Raw genomic sequence first — 16,271 nt, 5'->3', positions numbered from 1 at the left:
CGCTTCGTTTATGAGATTCCCCGAAACCTATAATCGCGCCGCGAAAAAGAGCGGGTCAGGTGGCGCGTTCGGGAACTCAAGGAAGCGAAGCGATGAGCATCAATACGATTCAATTGATTCAGTCCGCATTGACGGACAGTGTCGTGCGCCAACTGGCGGAGCGCTTCGGGCTCCCGTCGGAGGCGACACGCAAGGTGTTGGCGACCGTGGCTCCGGCGCTCGTCGCCAGCCTGATGCAGAAGGGCGCGACGCTCGACGGCGCGCGTTCGCTGTTCGGCACGATTCTCTCGCCGGAGGTCAACAGTCATATTGGCGAACAGCTGCCGCAACTGCTCGGCAGCACGGGTGGCGTAAGCCGGCTGGAAATTGCCGGGCGGCATCTGCTCGAGCGCGCGCTGGACCGCGGCGTCGACGGGCTGAGCGATGAAGTCGCCGTGCAGACCGGCGTGCCGGCTCATGCCACCCATGCCATGACGGGCATTGCCGGTGCGACCTTGCTGGGCCTGCTCAAGCGGCATTTTCTCGAAGGGCAGGGCAACGCCGGGCAATTGCCGACGCTGCTCGGCCATCAATTGCCGGTCATTGCGCCTTACCTGAACGACCGTTTGATGACCGCGCTCGGACTGAGCGGGCTCGGCGCGTTCTCCGCCAACATTCTGTCGCAGTTGAAGGCCGTTTCGGCGCATATCGACCACCCGACACCCGCGTCCACGCCGGTGGCCGAGGCCTTGTCGAAGATCCACGTGCCGGCGGACGCCGTGATGCGCGAAGAGCGCCGTTCGCACAAGTGGCTCTGGTGGCTGCTCGCGGCTCTTGCAGCGCTGCTGGCTTTTCTGTTTCTGCGTAGCTGCCAGAGCGAGCAAAACGCCAATCGCGCTGCCGGACAAGGCAGTTCCGCGGGAGCCGTCGCCGCGCAGCCCGCCTCTGCGCCGGTCCGCGCTTCGGACGCAGCAGTAGCCGCGAGCGAGGTGGCGGCGTCCGCGCCCGCAGCCAGCGCCGCGGCCTCCGCGAGTGCGGCGAGCGCCGTACAGCCGGCCGCCGCCGCGCCCGCGCCGACCAAAGACAGCCAGCTCAGCTTTACGGTGGACGCCGCCGGCAAGCCGACGGTCACCGCCACGGTCGGCAGTGAAGCCGAAAAGACGCAACTGATCGAAGAGCTGACCAGGCGCCTCGGGCAATACAACTTCGTGCCGAACATCACGGTCGATCCGGCCACGAAGCCGGCCGACTGGCTGCTCCATCTCGACGGCCTGCTGCCGCTGATGTCGCTGCCCGGCGCGGAAGTGAAAGTGGACGGCACGCACATCGAGCTCAGCGGCACCGCGGCGGACAAGAAACTCGGCTGGCTCGACAAACTGAAGTCGCTGTTCGGCGCGTCGTATCAGATCGGTTCGTTCGACGTCGCGCATGCCGTTGCCGATGCTACCGAGAATTTCCGCAGCGCGGTCAAGGGCCTGCTTGGGGCGGACAGCTCATGCGCGGTGGCGGACGTGGTCAAGGTGCTGAACCTGCAGGTGATCAACTTCGCGAGCGCGAGCGCGCGTGTACCGGCTTCGGCGGTGGAAGATCTGAACCAGTCGGCGCACGTGCTGAACGCCTGCGCGGGCAACGGCAAGACGGCCCGGCTCGAAGTGGCCGGCTATTCGGACAACGTGGGTGGCGAAGCAGCCAATCTGCAACTGTCGAAGCAGCGTGCCGAAGCGGTGCGCGCCTACCTCGTCAGGACCGGCGTGCCGGCTGATTCGCTGATCGCGCAAGGTTACGGGGACGCGCGTCCGGTTGCGAGCAACGACACGGCGAGCGGTCGCTTTGCCAATCGCCGCATCGAGTTCGTCGCGCAGCAGTAATTGCAGCTTCGATAAGCCATGCAAGACGTGCCCCCGGCGTTTGCCGGGGGCATTCGTCATTTGGCGGGCGGGACCGGGAACGGCGTTGTGATACCGGCCACGCCAATGCCCGGCGCCAGCATGAAGTCGTCGCCGGCCTGGCCGGGTAATGCTTCGCGAGCCACGTCGAGCCATGCGCGCGCAGCGTGCGACAGATAACCATTGCGGCGCCAGCCGATCGCCATTTCCCACGGAATTTCCGGCTCGATCACCGGCCGGCAGGTGAACTTCGCGGGGTCGAGCCGCCGGCAGTACGGCGCCGGCAACAAGGCGATGCCGACACCGGCCAGCACCAGCGCCGCCATGAAATCCCAATGCCCGCTGCGCCCCACAATGGTCGGCGCGAAACCAGCGGTACGGCACGCGTTCAACACCACGTCATTGAGCGCGAGACTTTCGCCATAGAACACGAACGGTTCATTGGCGAGTTGCGCGAGCGGCACCTCGTGCAGATCGTCCCAGTTCGAGCCGGTGCGCGCGACGAGCCACAGGAGTTGGCGCGTCACGGGCAATACCTCGATATTTTCCGGGTCGACGGGTTGCAGCACGCCGCCCAGCTCCAGTTCGCCGTTGATCAGCGCCGCTTCGATGGCGCGCGAACCCTGCTCGAACAGTTTGAGTTCGATTTTCGGATAACGCTGGCGGAACGCGGCGATCGCCGGCGTGAAGAGGGAGCCGCCCATCGGCGGAATGCCGATGGTGAGTTGACCGCGGCCGAGCGTGTCGAGGTCGTTCAGTTCAGCCTGCAATTGCGCGTGCGCGGCCAACACGTCCTGGCCGCGCTGGTAGACGATCCGGCCGGCATCGGTCAGCACCATCTGCCGCCCGTCGCGCAATAACAGCGGAGAGCCGATTTCGTCCTCCAGCGACTTGACCATTTTGCTGATGGTCGGCTGCGTGACGAACATCTGCTCGGCGGCAACGGTGAAACTCTGCTGACGCACCACTTCGACGAAATACCGCAGCGCACGTAGTTCCACGATCTCAGGCTCCAGAATTCCAGATTGGAATGATCCGGGCAATTGTAAGTCACCTTATTTATATCGCGGCGCAAGCTGCGGTGCGGACTCCGCTGGCTTTCGCTGCGCGCGAGTTGATGGCATTGCCGGCGCGGATGCTGGACTTGCTTCCTCGCCGAAAGCGCCCCACCCATTTCAAGATGCGCCTGGCGGCAAGCGGAATAACATCGTCGGTTCTTCACCGTTGACCCGCCCCGCGCGCCCGTTCATTCATGACGCCCATTTCGATCATCATTCCCTGCTACAACGGCGCGGCGACGCTCGTCCGTGCTTTGCAAAGCTGCCGGATCCAGCCGGAGGCCGCGCAGATCATCGTGGTGGACGACGGTTCGTCCGACGCCTCCGCGGACATCGCGGCGCAGTGCGGCAGCCTCGATTCGCGCGTGTGTCTGCTGCGAATGCCATACAACGGCGGCGCGGCGCGTGCGCGCAACTGGGCTGCGATGCACGCGTCGCACGACCTGCTCGCCTTTCTCGACGCCGACGACGAATACCTGCCCGGCGCCCTCGGCGCGGCGAGCGCGTTCCTCGCGCAACATCCCGACGAAGTGTCCGTGCGGCTCGACGTCGAGTACACGGATTTTCCCCGCGAGCTCACCGCTCATCCCGACTTCGCCGCGCATGCGGCAACGCTCAGCAACACCGTGCCGAGCAGCCTGCTGATTCGCCGTACGGCTTTTCTCGCGCTCGGCGGCTTTCCGATGGACGACGCGTTCCGCCGCATTGGCGGCGAGGACGGCGCGTTTTCCTGGGCGCTGCGCGACATCTTCGGCAATCCGCGCCTGGAAGATGCGAAGCGCGTGCGCATGCATTACCACGCAGGCATCCACGCGGAGCGCTACTTTCGCATCGCGCTCGGCCTGCAGGCCGCCGACCCCGACGATACAGCCGATGCGTTTCGCTTCTCCCGGCAGTTCCTCGATATGGCGCGTGCGGGGATCGCGCAATTGCGCGCGGCAAAAGTGATGGTTCAGGTTCCGGCACAAAACGCACCGGCCGCGCCAGGGAGTCTTCCATAAGCCTGGGCGGCGGCCGCATCGGAGCAGGCCGCGCCGGTTCTCCTCATACTCGCAGGCCGGCAAATACGAACCCGAACCGCGCCCCGAAGCCATCTCGATTTGCTACAATCGCCGTTCGTCTTCGAGGAGCGTTGCGACGGGTACCGCGAATCAGCATATTCGCCGGCTGCCCGCCAGGCTCGAAGGCTTCAATCGGAGGGCCCGGATGCGCATAGCGCTTTCCCATCCACCGCATCGAACCGCGCTCACGTCAAATTTCTAGTCAATTTCTTAGAAAGGAGGGCGTGATGAACGCCGCAGTTATCGATTCCAAAAATTCCCAGGATTTCATTGTTGCCGACATGTCGCTTGCCGACTGGGGCCGCAAGGAACTGAACATCGCCGAGACGGAAATGCCCGGCCTCGTGCAAACGCGTGAAGAGTACAAGGTGCAGCAGCCGCTGAAGGGCGCGCGCATCGCAGGTTCGCTGCACATGACGATCCAGACCGGCGTGCTGATCGAGACGCTGACGGCGCTCGGCGCCGACGTGCGCTGGGCCTCGTGCAACATCTTCTCGACCCAGGATCATGCCGCCGCGGCAATCGCCAAGGCCGGCACGCCGGTGTTCGCATTCAAGGGCGAATCGCTCGACGAATACTGGGAGTTCTCGCACCGCATTTTCGAATGGCCGAACGGCGAGTTCGCCAACATGATCCTCGACGACGGCGGCGACGCCACGTTGCTGCTGATCCTCGGCTCGAAGGCCGAGAAAGACCGTTCGGTGATCTCGAAGCCGACCAACGAGGAAGAAGTCGCGCTGTACAAGTCGATCGAGCGCCATCTGGACGCCGACCCGACGTGGTACTCCACGCGCCTTGCGCACATCAAGGGCGTGACCGAAGAAACCACGACCGGCGTGCACCGTCTGTATCAGATGGAAAAAGAAGGCCGCCTGCCGTTCCCTGCGATCAACGTCAACGACTCGGTCACCAAGTCGAAGTTCGACAACCTGTATGGCTGCCGTGAGTCGCTGGTCGACGGCATCAAGCGCGCGACCGACGTGATGATCGCGGGCAAGATCGCCGTGGTCGCCGGTTACGGCGACGTGGGCAAGGGCTGCGCGCAATCGCTGCGCGGTTTGGGCGCCACCGTGTGGGTCACCGAAATCGATCCGATCTGCGCATTGCAGGCGGCGATGGAAGGCTACCGCGTCGTGACGATGGAATACGCGGCGGACAAGGCCGACATCTTCGTGACGGCGACCGGCAACTACCACGTGATCGGCCACGACCACATGAAGGCGATGCGTCACAACGCGATTGTCTGCAACATCGGTCACTTCGACTCGGAAATCGACGTTGCGTCGACCCGTCAGTACCAGTGGGACAACATCAAGCCGCAAGTCGACCACATCATTTTCCCGGACGGCAAGCGCGTGATCCTGCTGGCTGAAGGCCGCCTCGTGAATCTGGGTTGCGCGACGGGCCACCCGTCGTTCGTGATGTCGAACTCGTTCACGAACCAGACGCTCGCGCAGATCGAACTGTTCACGCAAGGCAACAAGTACGAGAACAAGGTGTACGTGCTGCCGAAGCATCTGGACGAAAAGGTCGCACGCCTGCATCTGGCGCGCATCGGCGCGAACCTGACCGTGCTGTCGGACGAGCAGGCCGGCTACATCGGCGTCGACAAGAACGGCCCGTTCAAGCCGAACCACTACCGCTATTAAGCGCGCCGCGAGCGGTTGAGCAGCATGACAGTTTGACGACAGGGCGGCGCATCATGCGCCGCTTTGTTCGCCATGACCGCCTCCGCCCGTTCTGTACGCGCTTTTTCCCGCTATCGGACATCCTGCCCACAAGGAGCTCTACATGACCGTGCTGCTGACCTGGCTGATCAACGCGCTTGCGCTCCTGATCATCACCTACCTCGTTCCGTCGATCCATATCCGCAGTTTCGGCACCGCGTTGATCGTCGCGGTGGTGCTCGGGTTGATCAACACGATCCTGCGGCCGGTGCTGATCCTGCTGACGCTGCCCGTGACCATTTTCACGCTCGGACTCTTCATTCTGGTGGTCAATGCGCTGTGCTTCTGGCTGGCCGCGTCGCTGCTGAAGGGCTTCGAGGTGTCGGGATTCTGGTCGGCGTTCTTCGGCTCGATTCTGTACAGCATCGTTTCGTGGCTGCTGTCCGCGCTTATTTTCGGCAACCGCAGTCTCGGTTGACCGACGATTGACTAAAGAATCATGAACCCGATCGAACTTTCATTCGAATTCTTCCCGCCGAAAACGCAGGAAGGCGTGGACAAGCTGCGCGCCACGCGCGCCCAGCTCGCCACGCTCAAGCCCAAGTTCGTGTCCGTCACGTTCGGCGCCGGCGGCTCGACGCAACAGGGCACGCTCGACACCGTCGTCGATATGGCGAAGGAAGGGCTCGAAGCGGCGCCGCACGTGTCGTGCATCGGCTCGTCGAAAGAGAGCCTGCGCGCCATTCTCAACGAGTACCGCGCACATGGCATCCGCCATATCGTCGCGCTGCGCGGCGATCTGCCGTCCGGCATGGGCGAAGTCGGCGAGCTGCGCTATGCGTCGGAACTGGTGAGCTTTATCCGCGCCGAATTCGGCGACTGGTTCTGCATCGAGGTGGCCGGCTATCCGGAATACCACCCGCAGTCGCGCTCGCCGCGTCAGGATCTGGAAAACTTCGCCCGCAAGGTGAAGGCCGGCGCCAATTCGGCGATCACACAGTACTTCTTCAATGCAGACGCGTATTTCCGTTTCGTCGACGACGCGAGAAAGCTCGGCGTGGACGTGCCGATCGTGCCGGGCATCATGCCGATCACGAACTTCTCGCAGCTGATGCGTTTCTCGGAGATGTGCGGCGCTGAAGTGCCACGCTGGATCGCGCGCCGGCTGGAAAGCTTCGGCGACGATCGCGAGTCAATTCGCGCGTTCGGGCTGGATGTGGTGACGGACCTGTGCAGGCGTCTGATCGATGCGAAGGTGCCGGGCCTGCACTTCTACACGCTAAACGGCGCAGCGGCGACCAAGGCGATCTGCGAACGGTTGAACGTTTAAGCTCGAATCGGTCTGTCGAGACGAAACCGCGCGGCTGAGAAACAGTCGCGCGGTTTTTTTTGCACCGCGAATAGCGTACAGGCTGCCACGCGGATGCCACCCGAACGCCACGCCCGCGTCAGCCAAACGAATCCGGCGCTCGCGTGACCGCTGCGATCGTTGCTGCAATGCAACAGACCTCCAGTCACGCGCAAACCTTGCGGCGTGTAAGCCCGCATTGAACCCGATTTTTGTGCTGTCTATGATCGAAGCGCAGCTGACGTGGCTGCTGTGCGGAGAACGTGATGACGGTATCCAAGTTGCTGTTTGCAGTTCGCCAAACCTGCCTTCCAGCGCTGAGCGCCTGTGCCGTGCTGACTGCGAGCCTTGCGCCCGCCGCAGCCGATGCGGCCACGCTGCCCGACAAGACCCTCGTGTTCTGCTCTGAAGGCAGTCCGGCGGGCTTCGACAGCGCGCAGTACACCACCAGCGTCGAATTCAGCGCGGGCTCGTACACGGTCTACAACCGCCTGATCGAGTTCGCGCACGGCAGCACGGATATCGAACCGAGTCTCGCCGAAAAGTGGGATGTGTCGCCCGACGGGCTGACCTATACGTTTCATTTGCGCCACGGTGTGAAATTCCAGACCACCTCGTTTTTCAAGCCGACGCGCGAATTCAACGCGGACGACGTCGTCTTCACCTATCAGCGGATGCTCGATCCGGATCAGCCGTTCCGCAAGGCATACGCCGTACCGTTCCCGTATTTCACCGATCTCGGGCTCGCCAAGAACATTGCGAAGATCGAAAAACTCGATCCGTACACGGTGCGTTTCACGCTGAAGGAAGTCGATGCGCCGTTTTTGCAACAGATCGCGATGCCGTTCGCATCGATCCTCTCGGCGGAATATGGCGACCAGTTATTGAAAGCGGGTAAAGCGTCGGATATCAATCAATATCCGGTCGGCACTGGTCCGTTCATTTTTCGCAGCTATACGAAAGACGACACGATTCGCTTCGACGGCAATCCCGATTACTGGAAGCCGGGTGTCGTCAAAGTCAGCAAGCTGATATTCGCGATTACCGTCGATCCGGCCGTGCGTCTGCAAAAACTCAAGCGCGGCGAATGCCAGGTGATGGCGTATCCGCGTCCCGCCGATATTCCGGCGGTCAAAGCCGATGCATCGCTGGCCATGCCGAACCAGGTGGGTTTCAACCTCGGCTATATCGCCTACAACACCACTAAGAAGCCGCTCGACAATGTGCTGGTGCGCCGTGCGCTCGATATGTCGATCAATAAGAAAGCGATTATCGACTCGGTGTATCAGGGGGCGGGCCAGGCTGCCACGAACCCCATGCCGCCGACCCAGTGGGGCTATGACAAGAATCTGAAAGACGCGCCCTACGACACGGAAAAAGCCAAGGCGCTGCTGAAACAGGCGGGTTATCCCGATGGCTTCGATCTGACGCTGTGGGCCATGCCGGTTCAACGGCCATATAACCCGAACGCGCGTCTGATGGCGGAAATGCTGCAATCCGATTGGGCGAAGATCGGCGTCAAGGTGAAGATCGCCACTTACGAATGGGGCGAATACATTCGCCGCGGCCATGCCGGCGAACATGAAGCGATGCTGATCGGCTGGACCGGCGATTACGGCGACCCGGATAACTGGCTCGGCGTATTGCTGGGTTGCGACGCGGTCAATGGCAGTAACTTTTCCAAATGGTGCTACAAACCTTACGACGACTTGATCAGAAAGGGCCGCGGCACCACTGACCTGGCTGAGCGCACCAAGGCTTACACGGAAGCTCAGGAAATATTCAAAGATCAGGTTCCATTTACGCCGATCGCCCACTCCACGGTCTATCAGCCGATCAGCAAGAACGTGACGGGCTTCAAGATCGACCCGTTCGGCCCGACGCAATTCATGAATGTGGGGCTGAAATAACCTCGGCGGGCCGTTTTTTTGCTGCGGCACCCCTCTGCGGCCGCACGCTCCCGGCAATGCCGGCGTGCGGCCGCGCTTATGCACGATGGTTTCCGATCGTCTGCGCTGCATGGGATCGGAGTAACGGCTAAAGCGGTAACTCCGATCGACCGCCGTGCATGGGACCGGAGTAACCGCTAAAGCGGTAACTCCGATCGACCGCTCTGCATGGGATCGGAGTAACCGCTAAAGCGGTAACTCCGGTCGACCGCCGTGCATGGGACCGGAGTAACCGCTAAAGCGGTAACTCCGGTCGACCGCCGTGCATGGGATCGGAGTAACCGCTAAAGCGGTAACTCCGATCGACATACAATTTCCTCTGCTTGTTGCTGCAAGCCAAGCTCAAGTAATATCGCGCTACGCCGGCGGGAGCCGGCCACGAACCTGGAGGAAACATGAAGCAAAACAATCTGTTGCGCGCCGCGCGTGTCACGACGCTCGTCGCAGCTGCAGCGGCATCGATGGTGGGCGCAAGTGTCGCGCGCGCCGAGATTCCGAATAAAACCCTGGTTTACTGCTCAGAAGGCAGTCCTGCGGGTTTCGATCCTGCCCAATACACCACGGGCACCGATTTCACGGCTAATACGTTCACCGTCTACAACCGCCTCGTCGAATTCGAACGCGGCGGCACCAAGGTCGAACCGGGCCTCGCCGAAAAGTGGGAAGTCTCGGCGGACGGCAAAACCTACACGTTCCACCTGCGTCATGGCGTGAAGTTCCAGACCACGTCGTTCTTCAAGCCGACGCGCGAATTCAATGCGGACGACGTCGTGTTCACGTTCCAGCGCATGCTGGACCCGAACTCGGCCTTCCATAAGGCTTACCCGGTCCAGTTCCCGTACTTCACGGACATGGGCCTCGACAAGCTGATCACCAGCGTCGAAAAGGTCGATCCGTACACGGTCAAGTTCACGCTGAAGGAAGTCAACGCGCCGTTCATCCAGAATCTGGCGATGGAATACGCGTCGATCCTCTCGGGCGAATACGGCGACCAGTTGCTGAAGGCCGGCAAGGCGGCCGACATCAACCAGTTCCCGGTCGGCACGGGCCCGTTCATTTTCCGCAGCTACACGAAAGACGCGACGATCCGCTTCGACGGCAATCCGGATTACTGGAAGCCGAACACGGTGAAGATCTCCAAGCTGATCTTCTCGATCACGCCGGACGCCGGCGTGCGCGTGCAGAAGATCAAGCGCGACGAATGCCAGGTGATGAGCTATCCGCGTCCGGCCGACATCGCGCCGCTGAAGGCCGAAGCGAACATCGCCATGCCGTCGCAACCGGGCTTCAATCTCGGCTACCTCGCGTACAACGTGACGCACAAGCCGGTCGACAAGGTCGAAGTGCGTCAGGCGCTCGACATGGCGATCAACAAGAAGGCGATCATCGAGTCGGTGTACCAGGGCGCGGGCCAGGCGGCCACGAACCCGATGCCGCCGACCCAATGGTCGTACGACAAGAACCTGAAGGGCGCGTCTTACGATGCGGACAAGGCCAAGGCCTTGCTGGCGAAAGCGGGCTATCCGAACGGCTTCGACATCACCCTCTGGGCGATGCCGGTGCAGCGCGCGTACAACCCGAACGCCCGCCTGATGGCGGAAATGATCCAGGCCGACTGGGCCAGGATCGGCGTGAAGGCGAAGATCGTCACGTATGAATGGGGCGAGTACATCAAGCGCGCTCACGCAGGTGAGGACGACACGATGCTGATCGGCTGGACCGGCGACAACGGCGATCCGGACAACTGGCTCGGCACGCTGCTCGGCTGCGAAGCGGTGAACGGCAACAACTTCTCGAAGTGGTGCTACAAGCCGTTCGACGACCTGATCCAGAAGGGCCGCGTCACGTCCGACCAGGGCGCGCGCACCACGGCTTACATGCAGGCGCAGCAGATCTTCGCGCAGCAACTGCCGTTCTCGCCGATCGCTCACTCCACGGTGTACCAGCCTGTCAGCAAGAAGGTGGTGGACATGCGCATCGAACCGCTAGGCTATGCGCGCTTTGACGGCGTCAGCGTCAAGTAACCCATCAGGCAAGTCGTAAAATTCGCGCAGTACGCTTTTCGCACGGTTAGAAAACTGGTCGAAATGGTCCGGCGACCGGGGTCACAAGCCCTCGTCGCCGGTTGCGTTTTTTGTTCATCAAGACCATAGGGACAAAACCATGTTCCGCTTTGTTTTGCGCCGCGTCGGCATGGTGATTCCGACCTTCATCGGCATCACGATCCTCGCGTTCGCGCTGATTCACCTGATACCGGGCGACCCCATCGAAGTGATGATGGGCGAGCGCGGCGTCGATCCCGCCATGCACGCCGTGGCGATGCACCGGCTCGGGCTCGACGAATCCCTGCCCATGCAGTACGTCCACTACATCGGGCGCGCGCTGCACGGCGACCTCGGCACCTCGATCATCACCAACACCAGCGTGATGGGCGAATTCCTCGCACGCTTTCCCGCTACCGTCGAACTGTCGATCTGCGCGATGCTGTTCGCATTGATCGTCGGGTTGCCGGCGGGCGTGTTCGCGGCCTTGAGGCGCGGCACCGTGGTCGATCACGGCGTGATGGGCACGGCGCTCACCGGCTACTCGATGCCGATCTTCTGGTGGGGCTTGATCCTCATCATGGTGTTTTCCGTGAAGCTCGGCTGGACGCCGGTGTCCGGCCGCATCGCGGTCGAATACGACATTCCGCACGTGACCGGCTTCATGCTGATCGACGCGATGATGTCGACCGACGAAGGCGCGTTCAGATCCGCGCTGAGCCATCTGATCCTGCCGGCCATCGTGCTCGGCACGATTCCGCTGGCGGTCGTCGCGCGCATGACGCGTTCGTCGATGCTCGAAGTGCTGCGCGAGGACTACATCCGCACCGCGCGCGCGAAGGGCCTGTCGCCGGGACGCGTGATCGTCGTGCATGCGTTGCGCAATGCGCTGATTCCGGTGGTGACCGTGATCGGTCTGCAGGTCGGCACGCTGCTCGCGGGCGCGGTGCTGACCGAGACGCTGTTTTCGTGGCCGGGTATCGGCAAGTGGCTGATCGACGCGATCGGCCGGCGCGACTATCCGGTGGTGCAGGGCGGTATCCTGATGATCGCCACGCTGGTCATTGTCGTGAACCTCGTCGTCGATCTGCTGTACGGCGTGCTCAACCCGCGCATCCGCCATACGAGGTAATCACGATCATGGCAGACATACAAAACACAGTCCCCCAGTCGGTCACGCCCCCAAGCGGCCGCGCTATCGCCGCCCGTGAATTCTGGGCGAATTTCTCGCGTAACCGTGGCGCGGTCGGCGCCGGCATCGTCGTACTGGTGTTGATCTTCGTCGCGATCTTCGCGCCGTTGATCGCGCCGCACAGCCCGATCGAGCAATACCGCGACTTCGTGAAGATTCCGCCCGCATGGCTCGACGGCGGCAACTGGAAGTTCATTCTCGGCACCGACGAAGCGGGCCGCGACATCCTCTCGCGTCTGATGTACGGTGCACGGCTGTCGTTCTGGATCGGTTTCGTCTCGGTGGTGCTCGCGCTGATTCCGGGCATCGTGCTCGGGCTGATCGCGGCATTCTTCGAGAAGTGGGCCGACACGCCGATCATGCGCATCATGGACGTGCTGCTCGCGCTGCCGTCGCTGCTGCTCGCCGTGGCGGTGGTGGCGATCATCGGGCCGGGTCTCGTCAATACCATGCTCGCCATCGCGATCGTCGCGCTGCCGGGCTATGTGCGTTTGACGCGCGCGTCGGCGCAAGGCGAGTTGCAGAAGGAGTACGTAACGGCTTCGCGTGTGGCGGGTGCGAGCACCTTGCGTCTGATGTTCTCGCAAGTGCTGCCGAACTGCACCGCGCCGCTGATCGTGCAGGCTACGCTGGGCTTTTCGTCGGCGATTCTCGACGCCGCGGCGCTCGGCTTTCTCGGCCTCGGCGTGCAACCGCCTTCGGCGGAGTGGGGCGCGATGCTGGCTTCGGCGCGCGACTACATCGACAGCGCTTGGTGGATCGTTACCATGCCGGGTCTGTCCATCCTGATCTCGGTGCTCGCAATCAATCTGCTCGGCGACGGGCTGCGCGACGCACTCGACCCGAAACTGAAAAGGATGGCGTAATGACCAGCTTATTAACCATCCGCAATCTCGCGGTGGACTTCAACGGACTGCCCGCCGTCGACCGGATCAGCCTCGATATCGCGCCGGGCGAAGTGGTCGGCGTAGTCGGCGAATCGGGCTCGGGTAAGAGCGTGACGATGATGGCGCTGATGGGCCTGATCGACGCGCCCGGCAAAGTGACGGCCGACGAAATCACCTTCAACGGCACGAACCTGCTGAAGGCATCGGCGAAGGAACGCCGCAAGATCGTCGGCAAAGACATCGCGATGGTGTTCCAGGACGCGCTCACCAGTCTGAACCCCAGCTACACGGTCGGCTATCAGATCAAGGAAGTGCTGAAGCTGCACGAAGGCCTGCGCGGCAGCGCGCTGGACAAGCGCGCTCTGGAACTGCTCGACCAGGTCGGCATTCCGGATGCGAAAAGCCGTATCAGTTCGTTTCCGCATCAGATGTCCGGCGGCATGAACCAGCGCGTGATGATCGCAATGGCGATTGCCTGCAATCCGAAGTTGCTGATCGCCGACGAGCCGACCACCGCGCTCGACGTGACGATCCAGGCCCAGATCATGGAACTGCTGATCAAGCTGCAGAAGGAACGCGGCATGGCGCTCGTGCTGATCTCGCACGATCTGGCGGTGGTGTCGGAAGTCGCGCAACGCGTCGCGGTCATGTACGCTGGCGAAGTGATCGAAACGAACAAGGTACCGGACATTTTCGCCGCGCCGCATCATCCGTACACGGAAGCGTTGCTGGCGGCGATTCCCGAGCACAATGTCGGCGCCGTGCGGCTCGCGGCACTGCCGGGCATGGTGCCGGGCCGAGATGACCGCCCTAGGGGCTGTCTCTTCGCACCGCGCTGCAAGTACGTGGTCGACGATTGCACGAAGGCGCGGCCCGCGCTCGCGCCGATGCAAGGTCACGCCGAAGTGGCGCGCGTGCGCTGCATCAAACCCCTGAACCTGAGCGGCGACGCCAATGTTCACACGCATGGAGGCGCACGATGAACGCAGTACCCGAAACGCGCCGCCAGTCGGACCATGCGGGCGATCACGTGCTGGTGGCCGACAAGCTCGCGCGCTACTACACGGTCAAGCGCGGCATGTTCGCATCCGGCACGGTGAAGGCGCTCAATGGCGTCTCGTTCGCGCTCGAACGCGGCAAGACCCTGGCGGTGGTCGGTGAATCCGGCTGCGGCAAATCGACGCTCGCGCGTCAACTCACCATGATCGAACCGCCCAGCGCGGGCCGCCTGCTGATCGACGGTGAAGACGTGGCCGGCGCCGATCACGCGAAGATCGCGGCGCTGCGGCGGCGCGTGCAGATGGTGTTCCAGAACCCGTTTGCCTCGCTCAATCCGCGCAAGACCGTCGAGCAGACGCTCGGCGAGCCGCTCGCGATCAACACGCAGCTGAGCGCGACCGAGCGCGCCGAACGGATCGCGCAGATGATGCGCACCGTCGGACTGCGTCCGGAACACGCGAAGCGCTATCCGCATATGTTCTCCGGCGGCCAGCGGCAGCGCGTGGCGATTGCGCGCGCAATGATTCTCGATCCGCAGATCGTGGTCGCGGATGAACCCGTGTCGGCGCTCGACGTGTCGATCCAGGCGCAGATTCTCAATCTGTTCATGGATCTGCAGGAGCAGTTCAAGACCAGCTACGTGTTCATCTCGCACAACCTCTCGGTGGTGGAGCATATCGCCGACGATGTGATGGTGATGTACTTCGGCGGCGTGGCGGAGCTCGGCGACAAGACGCGGATTTTCTCGAAGCCGCGTCATCCGTACACGCGCGCGCTGATGTCGGCTACGCCTTCCATCTTCGAAGCGGATCGCAGCATCAAGATCAAATTGCAGGGTGAAATGCCGTCGCCGCTGAATCCGCCGTCGGGTTGCACGTTTCATCAGCGCTGCCCGTACGTGATCGACCGCTGCCGCAGCGAAGAACCGAAGCTGCGTGAAGTGGATGGCCGCCAGGTGTCGTGTCACCGCGCCGAGGAGGTGGGGGACGTGGATGCCTGATGGGTTGGCGGCGCGTCGTGCTACGCGCCGCTTGCGTGATGGCGACCCTGGCGCTGCTTTCGCGCGGCGCTGGAGGGCGCGTGCACTGACCGGTGCCGCGCTCCTCGGCGTTTGTTCTGTATTTCATCTGTGCACGGCGGCGCTCGGCGTTGCGCATGCCGCTGGCGCGGCTGCCAACGCGCCCTCGCAGGCGGGGCGTCCGGCGCTGCCGGTGCCCAACATGCCGGCGCCACCGCGCGCGAGCCTGCCGGGTTTCAATCCGCCGCCCGCCTCACCGGGCACCACGGCGAGCGGCCCGGTGCGCGCGCAACCGGCGCGCATGCCGTTCTATGTCGCGACACGCGGCACGACCACCATCTATGTTCTGGGCACGCTGCACGTGGGCGATCCCGCCGACTACCCCGCCAATCAGCCGTTTCGCGCACCAATCCTCGGCGCACTGGCTGCCTCGCCGACGCTGGCGCTCGAACTCTCACCCGACGAACTGCTGGTTTCGCAAGACGATGTCTCGAAGTACGGCGTTTGCCGGCGCGACTGTCTGCCAGGTTTGCTGCCCGAGCCTTTGTGGCACAAGCTGGCCTTACGGTTACGCGGTAACCCGGCGGCACTGGACGCGATCAAGAAAATGCGGCCGTGGCTCGCTTCGCTGCTGGTCGAAACCTACGACTCCCTGAGTGCCGGCCTGCAAACCGAGTACGGCTCCGAAGCGCAGTTACAGAACGTGTACATCCGCACGCGCGGCAAGATTGTCGGTCTCGAAACCTTGCCGCAGCAGATGCGCGCGTTCACGGGGCTGACGCTCGCGCAGCAGCGGGAGATGCTGGCGCAGGATCTGGTGCAGACGCCTGCGCAAAACGTCGAGGACGTGCGGACCTTGCATCGACTGTGGCGCGTGGGCGATGCGGATGCGATCGCCGCCTGGCAGGCCGCGAAATCCGAGAAGCTCGCGCGCGACAAACGTATTTCCGATTCGATCGATAACAAGATCGTCTATGACCGCAACCGGCGCTTCGTTTCGCGAATGCTGCTGATCGCCGCGCCGAACAAGCCGGTATTCGTGGCGATCGGCGCGCTGCATCTGGGTGGCCCCAAAGGCGTGCTGGAGCTTTTGCGGCAGCGCGGGTTCGTGGTCGAGGCGGGATGACACTGATCGGAATCCAGGACGAAACATACGCAGGGACCCAGGCGTCCTACGCGGGATAG

General features: G+C 62.9%; 13 protein-coding genes and 1 riboswitch. Of the genes, 12 read left to right on the top strand and 1 reads right to left on the bottom strand.

What is annotated here, in order from left to right; all coding sequences use genetic code 11:
• The first annotated feature begins 92 nt into the window (after nt 1–92).
• Nucleotides 93–1,847, top strand: a complete 1,755-nt coding sequence (locus tag BXE_RS21005) for an OmpA family protein (protein WP_011490178.1) — start codon at nt 93–95, stop codon at nt 1,845–1,847.
• A gap of 56 nt (nt 1,848–1,903) precedes the next feature.
• On the opposite strand, the gene BXE_RS21000 is transcribed toward BXE_RS21005, so the two are convergent.
• A complete protein-coding gene (locus BXE_RS21000) occupies nt 1,904–2,866 on the bottom strand; it encodes a LysR family transcriptional regulator (protein ID WP_038457199.1) in 963 nt (320 codons plus the stop codon).
• 251 nt (nt 2,867–3,117) lie between these two features.
• On the opposite strand from BXE_RS21000, the gene BXE_RS20995 reads away from it, so the two are divergent.
• From BXE_RS20995 to BXE_RS20945, 11 genes are all read left to right on the top strand, one after another.
• The gene (locus BXE_RS20995) at nt 3,118–3,924 is read left to right on the top strand and encodes a glycosyltransferase family 2 protein (RefSeq protein ID WP_011490176.1); all 807 of its coding nucleotides are present in this window, start codon (nt 3,118–3,120) and stop codon (nt 3,922–3,924) included.
• 117 nt (nt 3,925–4,041) lie between these two features.
• Nucleotides 4,042–4,178, top strand: a riboswitch (S-adenosyl-L-homocysteine riboswitch).
• A gap of 33 nt (nt 4,179–4,211) precedes the next feature.
• Complete coding sequence (gene ahcY, locus BXE_RS20990; protein ID WP_011490175.1) at nt 4,212–5,633, top strand: adenosylhomocysteinase; 1,422 nt, start codon at nt 4,212–4,214, stop codon at nt 5,631–5,633.
• A 142-nt stretch (nt 5,634–5,775) separates the two neighbouring features.
• The gene (locus BXE_RS20985; protein WP_007179914.1) at nt 5,776–6,129 is read left to right on the top strand and encodes a phage holin family protein; all 354 of its coding nucleotides are present in this window, start codon (nt 5,776–5,778) and stop codon (nt 6,127–6,129) included.
• Nucleotides 6,130–6,150: 21 nt separating this feature from the next.
• Nucleotides 6,151–6,981 carry a methylenetetrahydrofolate reductase [NAD(P)H] gene (metF, locus tag BXE_RS20980; protein WP_011490174.1) on the top strand — a complete coding sequence of 277 codons (831 nt, stop codon included), beginning with the start codon at nt 6,151–6,153 and terminating at the stop codon, nt 6,979–6,981.
• A 284-nt stretch (nt 6,982–7,265) separates the two neighbouring features.
• The gene (locus BXE_RS20975; RefSeq protein ID WP_011490173.1) at nt 7,266–8,909 is read left to right on the top strand and encodes an ABC transporter substrate-binding protein; all 1,644 of its coding nucleotides are present in this window, start codon (nt 7,266–7,268) and stop codon (nt 8,907–8,909) included.
• A 434-nt stretch (nt 8,910–9,343) separates the two neighbouring features.
• A complete protein-coding gene (locus tag BXE_RS20970; protein ID WP_011490172.1) occupies nt 9,344–10,972 on the top strand; it encodes an ABC transporter substrate-binding protein in 1,629 nt (542 codons plus the stop codon).
• 139 nt (nt 10,973–11,111) lie between these two features.
• Nucleotides 11,112–12,122, top strand: coding sequence for an ABC transporter permease subunit (locus BXE_RS20965; RefSeq protein ID WP_011490171.1), 1,011 nt, complete (start codon nt 11,112–11,114; stop codon nt 12,120–12,122).
• 8 nt (nt 12,123–12,130) lie between these two features.
• Nucleotides 12,131–13,048, top strand: a complete 918-nt coding sequence (locus BXE_RS20960; RefSeq protein ID WP_011490170.1) for an ABC transporter permease subunit — start codon at nt 12,131–12,133, stop codon at nt 13,046–13,048.
• A complete protein-coding gene (locus tag BXE_RS20955; protein ID WP_011490169.1) occupies nt 13,048–14,052 on the top strand; it encodes an ABC transporter ATP-binding protein in 1,005 nt (334 codons plus the stop codon). The genes BXE_RS20960 and BXE_RS20955 overlap by 1 nt, the downstream gene beginning before the upstream one ends.
• Nucleotides 14,049–15,068, top strand: coding sequence for a peptide ABC transporter ATP-binding protein (locus BXE_RS20950; protein ID WP_011490168.1), 1,020 nt, complete (start codon nt 14,049–14,051; stop codon nt 15,066–15,068). Before BXE_RS20955 ends, BXE_RS20950 begins: the two co-directional genes overlap by 4 nt.
• Nucleotides 15,061–16,212 carry a TraB/GumN family protein gene (locus tag BXE_RS20945; protein ID WP_011490167.1) on the top strand — a complete coding sequence of 384 codons (1,152 nt, stop codon included), beginning with the start codon at nt 15,061–15,063 and terminating at the stop codon, nt 16,210–16,212. The genes BXE_RS20950 and BXE_RS20945 overlap by 8 nt, the downstream gene beginning before the upstream one ends.
• The last annotated feature ends 59 nt before the right edge of the window (nt 16,213–16,271 follow it).

The sequence above is a fragment of the Paraburkholderia xenovorans LB400 genome, from assembly GCF_000013645.1.
In the GTDB taxonomy this organism is placed as follows: Bacteria; Pseudomonadota; Gammaproteobacteria; order Burkholderiales; family Burkholderiaceae; genus Paraburkholderia; species Paraburkholderia xenovorans.
The sequence above is the reverse complement of the archived record's forward strand: the minus strand, read 5'-3'. Positions and strand labels throughout refer to the sequence as shown.

Bases quoted from the DNA above. Each gene is read 5' to 3' on its own strand.
- BXE_RS21005 (WP_011490178.1), top strand. From the start codon at position 93: ATGAGCATCAATACGATTCAATTGATTCAGTCCGCATTGACGGACAGT.
- BXE_RS20995 (WP_011490176.1), top strand. From the start codon at position 3,118: ATGACGCCCATTTCGATCATCATTCCCTGCTACAACGGCGCGGCGACG.
- ahcY (WP_011490175.1), top strand. From the start codon at position 4,212: ATGAACGCCGCAGTTATCGATTCCAAAAATTCCCAGGATTTCATTGTT.
- BXE_RS20985 (WP_007179914.1), top strand. From the start codon at position 5,776: ATGACCGTGCTGCTGACCTGGCTGATCAACGCGCTTGCGCTCCTGATC.
- metF (WP_011490174.1), top strand. From the start codon at position 6,151: ATGAACCCGATCGAACTTTCATTCGAATTCTTCCCGCCGAAAACGCAG.
- BXE_RS20975 (WP_011490173.1), top strand. From the start codon at position 7,266: ATGACGGTATCCAAGTTGCTGTTTGCAGTTCGCCAAACCTGCCTTCCA.
- BXE_RS20970 (WP_011490172.1), top strand. From the start codon at position 9,344: ATGAAGCAAAACAATCTGTTGCGCGCCGCGCGTGTCACGACGCTCGTC.
- BXE_RS20965 (WP_011490171.1), top strand. From the start codon at position 11,112: ATGTTCCGCTTTGTTTTGCGCCGCGTCGGCATGGTGATTCCGACCTTC.
- BXE_RS20960 (WP_011490170.1), top strand. From the start codon at position 12,131: ATGGCAGACATACAAAACACAGTCCCCCAGTCGGTCACGCCCCCAAGC.
- BXE_RS20955 (WP_011490169.1), top strand. From the start codon at position 13,048: ATGACCAGCTTATTAACCATCCGCAATCTCGCGGTGGACTTCAACGGA.
- BXE_RS20950 (WP_011490168.1), top strand. From the start codon at position 14,049: ATGAACGCAGTACCCGAAACGCGCCGCCAGTCGGACCATGCGGGCGAT.
- BXE_RS20945 (WP_011490167.1), top strand. From the start codon at position 15,061: ATGCCTGATGGGTTGGCGGCGCGTCGTGCTACGCGCCGCTTGCGTGAT.